A 6,552-nucleotide genomic window follows, 5' to 3' on the forward strand; every position below is an offset into this window, starting at 1 on the left:
ATGACGCGACGAACGGCCCGTGTGGCGAGGGAAGCAGCCTGTTCCGCCGACCTCACTCCCTCATGGCCCTACGTCGGGGACGGTGCCCGCAAGTCCCGAACGGCGCGGTAGAGCGGCACCCCGATCTGCGAGAACAGCGCGATGCCCCAGCCGAGGTTGCCGATAATCGCGGGCACATAGGCGTGGATGAAAAACATGAAGACCGCCATGGCGACCCCGAAGAGCCTCAACCCGCCGCTGTGGTAGCGCCGGGTTTCGTCCCTCCCCTCGACCAGCAGCTGCAGCACCCAGAGCGCTGCGAGGAACGCGGCGAGCCCGATGGTGCCGAGCGCCCCGTAACCCGGCGGGTAGGGCTCGAGGAAGCCGACGTAGACCTCGCCCGCCAGCGCCACGCCGATGGTCACGGCAGCCCAGAGAATGACGATATGGGCGAACCAGTAGCACAGCATCAGCGGCACCGCGCGCGTCTTCAATTTGGCCATGCCAGCACTATCAAAGTAGATCCATGCCAACGCGAAGAGTGACAGCCCACCCATGACGAGATTGAAGAAGGTTCCAGGATAGGCCTCGTCTATGCCCTTGTCGGCCAGCGTGACACAGAGCTTGAAGAACCCCTCACCGAGCAAGATCAGCATCAACAGTCCGAACCGCTCCGACAGGTGGCCCAGTCGCGGCAAGAAACGCTCAAAGCGCAGCGTACCGATGCCCGGCAGCAGGTACTGCAATTGAATCATTACGACCCCTGCACCGAAGACCCAGTAGGCAAGCGGTCGCGGCAGGAAGCCCGAGACGGCAAACACCGCGGCCAGGACAAAGAAGTTCCGTCCCATCTCGGACGCCAGAGAGGTCGTCTCGGCGCCGATGTGCCGCGCCCGCCAATAGAGCCATGCGGTCAGGGCCCGATTGAGGGCGTAGCCAAGCGCAAAGAAGGGCCACCCGCCCTGTGCGACCTCGGGGATCGCCGCGGCGATGAACATCATGGTGACGATCTGCACCGCCATCGCGACGCGGTGGGGAATGTCGGTCGAGATGTAAAGGGAGTTGTAGATCGAGTTGTCGGCCCAAGCGAAGAAGATCGCAATGAAGACGAAGGTGTAGGTCCAGAACCCGCTCCAGTCGAGGTGGTGGGACAGGTAGTTGCCGAGCAGGAAGATCGTAACCACGTGGACGAGGTCGTAGAAGAGCTCGACCCAATGCACGTGATTGCTTGCGCCCCCCTCGACATCCAGGTGGTGCCTGGGGCGGGTCCAGATCGGAAAGTCCTTGAGCGGCATGTCTTCTCCCTCGCGAGGCGATGTCACCCCTTTAGGGGTAGAGAAGGATCAGCAGGTCACAAAACTCTTTTTGGTTCGTGGAAGGTCCTGATCCTGAGCAATAGGACCGATCCGTTTGGCATCCGCGCATACGCGGATGGGTTATGGCGGCCTTGTCCGCTCTTTCGACCTTGGCGTGCCAGCACATGCCGCACGACGCCATCGGTGACCGGTTCAGGGAAGCTGCGCCGCGGCGAGACCGAGCCTGGCGATTGTCCGGAGAGGGCCGGAAGCCCCATGTGCGAGAACATTCGCTGGGTGTGAACAGGCGTGAAAAACAGACCCGTAGCGGGGTGATCGGCGTTGTGTTGATAACCAAGCTTCCTCAGGTACTGCAGATCATAATACATTTCGACAGCATGAAGGAAATTAGTAGATTTTCGTTTCCCAACGACAGCCCACCCTTCACTTAGCGAGGAACGCTAAACACGGCGGATTCGACATAAACAAAGTTACGCGCATGCATCGCTACGAGCTGATTCTTGAAGTGGCAATCATAGAATGCCTCAGTCATCTTAACAGAAAGCTTTTCCTTTGTTCCACCAGAATAGAGTTCCGGCTTCGTGCCATCCTCACCACTAAAAACCCCCTCTCTGGGAAATGGCCCATAGCCGACCAGCGTCTTGGTTTCTCCAGCCGGTATTTCGAACTGCCTTGCTCTTTCCATGGCGGGATCATCGCCTAAAAAGAATTCATATACCGTCACTGGCCACAAACGAGCATTATCCGAAACGCGATTCACCGACACCCTCCACTCAGGGTCAGTCGTGCTAGGTTCATCCACGCATACGGATGACGTTCCGCTGTTAGAGATTCTGTAATCAACTTTTATTAATTCACCGGATGGTCGCGCATCAATCACTGAAACCGAAACCTTCAATGCCTCCGAGAACGCAGTTGCTGAGACAGCGCCGTTGCATGACAATAGCGTGAGCAATGTCAACAGAGACACTCCAGCCTGAAGAACTGACTTCATTACTAACATCGTCCTGCTCCGCATACTGCTTAATCAACGATAGACAAAGTGCCCGGTACATAATCCGCCTGGGATGTGATCCCATCGATTCCTTCAGATTTGCAGCCATTTCTATCGCATTACTTCTGGGTAATGAATTTCTTATCAGGTGACGACCGGTTCAAGGAAGCCCCGCCGCGGCGAGACCGAGCCTGGCGATTGTCCGGATAGGGCCGGAAGCAATGCGGACCGAGAAGCACGAAGGCGGTCTTGGTTCGTGCCCCCTCCTCTTCTGCCCGCACATCAATGACCGGCGGAATACTCCGCTGTTGCGGAGGCGGAGGCCATCGCATGTCGCATGTATCGGCCCGGCGGCATGCCCACATGGCGGCTGAACGCGGTGCTGAAGGTGCTGGCTGAGCCATAGCCGACTCGCTGCGCCACCTCATCGAGAGGGACGGTGCCAGAGGAGAGAAGATCCTTGGCGACGGCCATCCGCCAAGTCTGGAGATACTCCATCGGTCGCAGTCCGACGATGCGCGCGAAGCGTTCGAAAAAGGTGGAGCGGGACATGCCCGCCGCCAAGGCGAGCCCCTCGACAGTCCAGGAACGTTCCGTGTCTCCATGCATATGCCGCAGCGCGACCGCAATCCGGGCATCGGCCAGTCCGCGCAGCAGCCCCGGTTGCGCGGAGTCTTTGGGCACGGAGCGCAGGGCTTCGATCAACAGGATTTCCACCAACCGGGCCAGGATGAGGCTCCGACCAGCTTTCTCCTGCGCCGCCTCCTCGCCGACCATGCGTACCAGCTCCGTGAGCCTCGGCACGCCGCGGATGTGGATCATGCGTGGGAGCAGCGACACGAGCAGCGCGGCATCGGGAGAGGCGAAAGCGAAGTAGCCGCCGAACTGACGGACATCGGCGGGACCCTCGCGACGACCATAGCGCAGTTCACCCTCCTGGCCCGCGGCTTGTTCGGAATCGATCAGAACCGGCGGTGCCGGTTCGAAACCGGACATGGTGAAGGCTGGGGTGGCCGGCAGCAGCACGAAGTCCCCGGCCTCCAACACCACTGGCGTCTCGCCTTCGACGGCGAGGCGACAGTTTCCCTCGGTTACTGCGCAAAACCCCGGCTGGCCGAAGGCGGTATAGCGCACCGCCCAACGCCCGGCGCCGCTGATGCTTTTCGAGAAGATGGCACGAGGGCGCAGAAGCGCGATCACCTGAGCAAGCGGATCGGCAGAGGCAGTGGACTTGGGGAGGCCCATTCGGACTATCTCAAACTAAACATGGATCATTGATCGGAGATAGTTCGATCTACGCTTGCTAATCCTCGGTCGTCAACAGATTTGGCAGGAGACCGACATGAAGACCATTCTCATCAGCGGCAGCTCGTCCGGTTACGGGCTTGAGACCGCGCGTCACTTCCACGACCGGGGCTGGAATGTGATCGCCACCATGCGCAACCCGCAGGCCAGCCCCTTGCCGGCGTCCGAGCGCATCCGGGTTTTGCAGCTCGACATCACCGATCCCGACAGCATCGCCAGCATCGTCGAGGCCGCCGGTCCGATCGACGTTCTGGTCAATAATGCAGGGATCGGCCTCGTGGGCGCCGTCGAGGCAACGCCGATGCCCCTGATCCGAAAGATTTTCGAGACCAACACCTTCGGCACGATTGCGATGACGCAGGCTGTGATCCCGCAGATGCGCGCGCGCCGCTCGGGGGTGATCGTCAATGTCACCTCGAGCGCTACGCTCGCATCGATGCCGCTCGCAGCGCTCTATACCGCGAGCAAACAGGCGATCCAGGGCTTCACCGGCTCACTGGCACTCGAACTCGGTCATTTCGGGGTGAAGGCGCGTCTGGTTGAGCCGGGCTATGGTCCAACCACGCGCTTCGCCGCGAACAGCCTGTTCCGCCTCGAAGATCTGATCCCGGAAAGTTATGCGGACTATGCCGGGCCGATTTTCGAAGCCTTCGCCGCGCCAGAGGTGGTGACGCGCGAAATCGATGTCGCCGAGGCGGTCTGGCGCGCTGCTACTGATCCCACCGGCGGGTTGCATTATCCTGCCGGCCCCGATGCCGTGGCCCTGGCAGAAGCGGGCTGACGGCAAGCGCGGGTCACGCTATCAACTGCGTGGCCCGCGCGCCTCGCCGACACGTCGACTACTGGCCGGCCGAGACAACAGACCCGGCGGCTCGCCGCCGTCCAAACACGCCGCAGCGGACGGCCGCTTTTGTCTGCGCTCTGCCGCCCTTCCTTCGGTCCGGAGCGAAGGTACGCTTCCAACCCAGATTGGCGGATGCAGTCAAAGGCGCAACTGTCCACCTTGGAACGAAACGCTCGAACGCATGGCAGCCTATTCAAGTTGCCTTCGGGCTGGAAGTGTCCCACGCTATCCAGATTTGAGTAAACGATGGGACACAAAGGCTTCCGTGTATGAAGAGAATGCTTGGTACTGGTTTGCTTCTGGTCATTTCCGCAACGATTTTGCTCTTCTCTTTATGGCCCGCCTCCAATGGCATCAGGCATTACACTGATGCCGAACTCGCGGGATTAACCTGTGCCGAGCTTTCTGAGAAGCACGAGGAGGTCATCACTGCCTATCATGACGCATCAATTGCGTACTTCCGCAGAACAGGCGCATTTGAGGATGGGCTCGGGCTGCCAGAAGAAGCAGATCTGCCGATGATCAAAGTGATGACGCGCATCATCCGCGAAAATGGTCTCGCAGGGGTGGATCTGACCAAACCATTTTTTCATTCGTCATCTGCGGCAGCATCAAAGCAGCTATCCGCAGTATTTTCCGAATTCTCAGCGCTTTGCGCATCATATCCTGATATGGATGCCGCTGCAGCAGGGTTACGGGCCGCCGAGACGCTAGGCTTGACGCAGCCGCTCGCTATACCAGACTGACCCACCTCTGCGTGCAACACCTGGTCTTGGCCGCGATTAGGGATTTGATTTCAAAACCTGCATCGGCACTGTGATTGCGTTTGGTGTGGAACCTGTTCATCAGCGTCGGGATATAGAACTGCATTTCAAAAGGGTTGTGCGATTGAGATACGATGTGAAGGGCAGCGTGTTGTGCATGATGGGCATACTGGCGACGGGAGCGGAGGCAGGTTGCCCGCAAGGACAGGAAACATTCACTTCCTGCCAGATTGCAGGCCATGACACCGAAGTCTTCGTGTGTTTCGATAACCAGACTGTCACCTACAGCTACGGCCCGATTGGCGGGCCAGCGGATCTCACCCTGTCTGAGCCCATTGAACGCGTGAATTTCGAGCCGTGGTCGGGGCTCGGCACGGCGATCAGCGAGTCAGTCACCTTCTTCAATCAGGATTACGGCTATAGTGTTGGGGGCGGTTTTGAACGTCCGTTCTCTGAGGAGGAGATGCAGCGCACGCAAACGCGCTTTGGGTGGGTTGAAGTGACCGAGAACGGCGAACGGGTCGCCAGCCTTGAATGCATCCCCGAAACCGTCACCTACGGCTTTGGCGGCGGGCTCCATGATGCCAAATTGGCAGCTGGCCAAACCTGGGATTGGGTTTCCAAGACATGGATATCGGATGCTGTTTCATCGGCCTCAATGCCGATCCTGGTAACAACACGTCAGTATGGCGTCGAATTTGATTGCCTTCCCACATCGGAGTTCAGCCTCAATGGTATAAGGATGAGCGCGTCGTTGGACGCACTCAGTACGCTCGGAACACCGATGGCCACCGACGAAACTTCGTTCAGTGATGAACCAATTGACAGGCTGGCACTTACTGGAGCGAGTATTGATTTTTCCCGAGGCGACCTTATCACGATGTCCGCCACCTCGCCGACCTGGCAGATGCCTTCGGGCCTCAGGGTCGGTCTGACCCGTGGGGAGGTGGTTCGCATTCTTGGACGCGTGCCCGCCGGATACACTGCCATATCGCAAGATTTCACCATACCGTCCTGCCCCGAAATGCCCGATGCCAACTCTGCGGATGGTTACGGGAAATGGTTTGCTCTGATCGAATTCGGACAAGACAAGCGTGTGAGCAAGATAGCCCTTGTGACTTCAGCGCAATAGGTGATTGCGCAGCGTCAGACACGGGCTATGCCGGGCAAAGGCAAACGAACCTGACTGCCCCGGATCGTGGCCCAACCTATCTGTTGAAGCTTGACCTGCCCCCCGCGAAATCCCTCATCGTAGTGTAGAGTCTGCGCCAACACTGAAGGAGCAGACGAATGCGAAAGAGCCGTTTCACCGAGGCGCAGATAATCGGGATGATTAAGGAGCAGGAGGCC

Annotated in this window: 7 protein-coding genes; 3 read left to right on the forward strand and 4 right to left on the reverse strand. The window is 59.0% G+C overall.

What is annotated here, in order from left to right; genetic code table 11:
• Positions 1-68 precede the first annotated feature (68 nt).
• The 3 genes from DDT93_RS23105 to DDT93_RS23115 all read right to left on the reverse strand — a co-directional run bounded on the left by DDT93_RS23105 (position 69) and on the right by DDT93_RS23115 (position 3,534).
• Entirely contained in the window at positions 69-1,274 is a 1,206-nt protein-coding gene (locus DDT93_RS23105; RefSeq protein WP_109468268.1) for a low temperature requirement protein A, read from the reverse strand.
• 448 nt (positions 1,275-1,722) lie between these two features.
• Positions 1,723-2,256 carry a hypothetical protein gene (locus DDT93_RS26585; RefSeq protein WP_157960264.1) on the reverse strand — a complete coding sequence of 178 codons (534 nt, stop codon included), beginning with the start codon at positions 2,254-2,256 and terminating at the stop codon, positions 1,723-1,725.
• A gap of 315 nt (positions 2,257-2,571) precedes the next feature.
• A complete protein-coding gene (locus tag DDT93_RS23115) occupies positions 2,572-3,534 on the reverse strand; it encodes an AraC family transcriptional regulator (protein ID WP_109468270.1) in 963 nt (320 codons plus the stop codon).
• 97 nt (positions 3,535-3,631) lie between these two features.
• Between DDT93_RS23115 and DDT93_RS23120 the strand changes: the two genes are divergently transcribed.
• The 3 genes from DDT93_RS23120 to DDT93_RS23125 all read left to right on the forward strand — a co-directional run bounded on the left by DDT93_RS23120 (position 3,632) and on the right by DDT93_RS23125 (position 6,334).
• Positions 3,632-4,375 (forward strand): SDR family oxidoreductase, encoded by a 744-nt coding sequence (locus tag DDT93_RS23120; RefSeq protein ID WP_109468271.1) that lies wholly within the window; start codon positions 3,632-3,634, stop codon positions 4,373-4,375.
• Between the two features lie 332 nt (positions 4,376-4,707).
• A complete protein-coding gene (locus DDT93_RS26590) occupies positions 4,708-5,184 on the forward strand; it encodes a hypothetical protein (RefSeq protein WP_157960265.1) in 477 nt (158 codons plus the stop codon).
• 142 nt (positions 5,185-5,326) lie between these two features.
• Complete coding sequence (locus DDT93_RS23125; protein ID WP_109468272.1) at positions 5,327-6,334, forward strand: hypothetical protein; 1,008 nt, start codon at positions 5,327-5,329, stop codon at positions 6,332-6,334.
• A 14-nt stretch (positions 6,335-6,348) separates the two neighbouring features.
• Here the strand turns inward: DDT93_RS23125 and DDT93_RS26985 are convergent.
• Positions 6,349-6,552, reverse strand: a 204-nt coding sequence (locus tag DDT93_RS26985) for a hypothetical protein (protein WP_232825548.1), incomplete at its 5' end; no start/stop codon positions are given.

The sequence above is a fragment of the Albibacillus kandeliae genome (assembly GCF_003116585.1).
GTDB classification, from domain to species: Bacteria; Pseudomonadota; Alphaproteobacteria; order Rhodobacterales; family Rhodobacteraceae; genus Albibacillus; species Albibacillus kandeliae.

Coding starts and splice junctions, on each gene's coding strand:
- DDT93_RS23105 (WP_109468268.1), bottom strand. CDS start 1,274: ATGCCGCTCAAGGACTTTCCGATCTGGACCCGCCCCAGGCACCACCTG.
- DDT93_RS23115 (WP_109468270.1), bottom strand. CDS start 3,534: ATGGGCCTCCCCAAGTCCACTGCCTCTGCCGATCCGCTTGCTCAGGTG.
- DDT93_RS23120 (WP_109468271.1), top strand. CDS start 3,632: ATGAAGACCATTCTCATCAGCGGCAGCTCGTCCGGTTACGGGCTTGAG.
- DDT93_RS26590 (WP_157960265.1), top strand. CDS start 4,708: ATGAAGAGAATGCTTGGTACTGGTTTGCTTCTGGTCATTTCCGCAACG.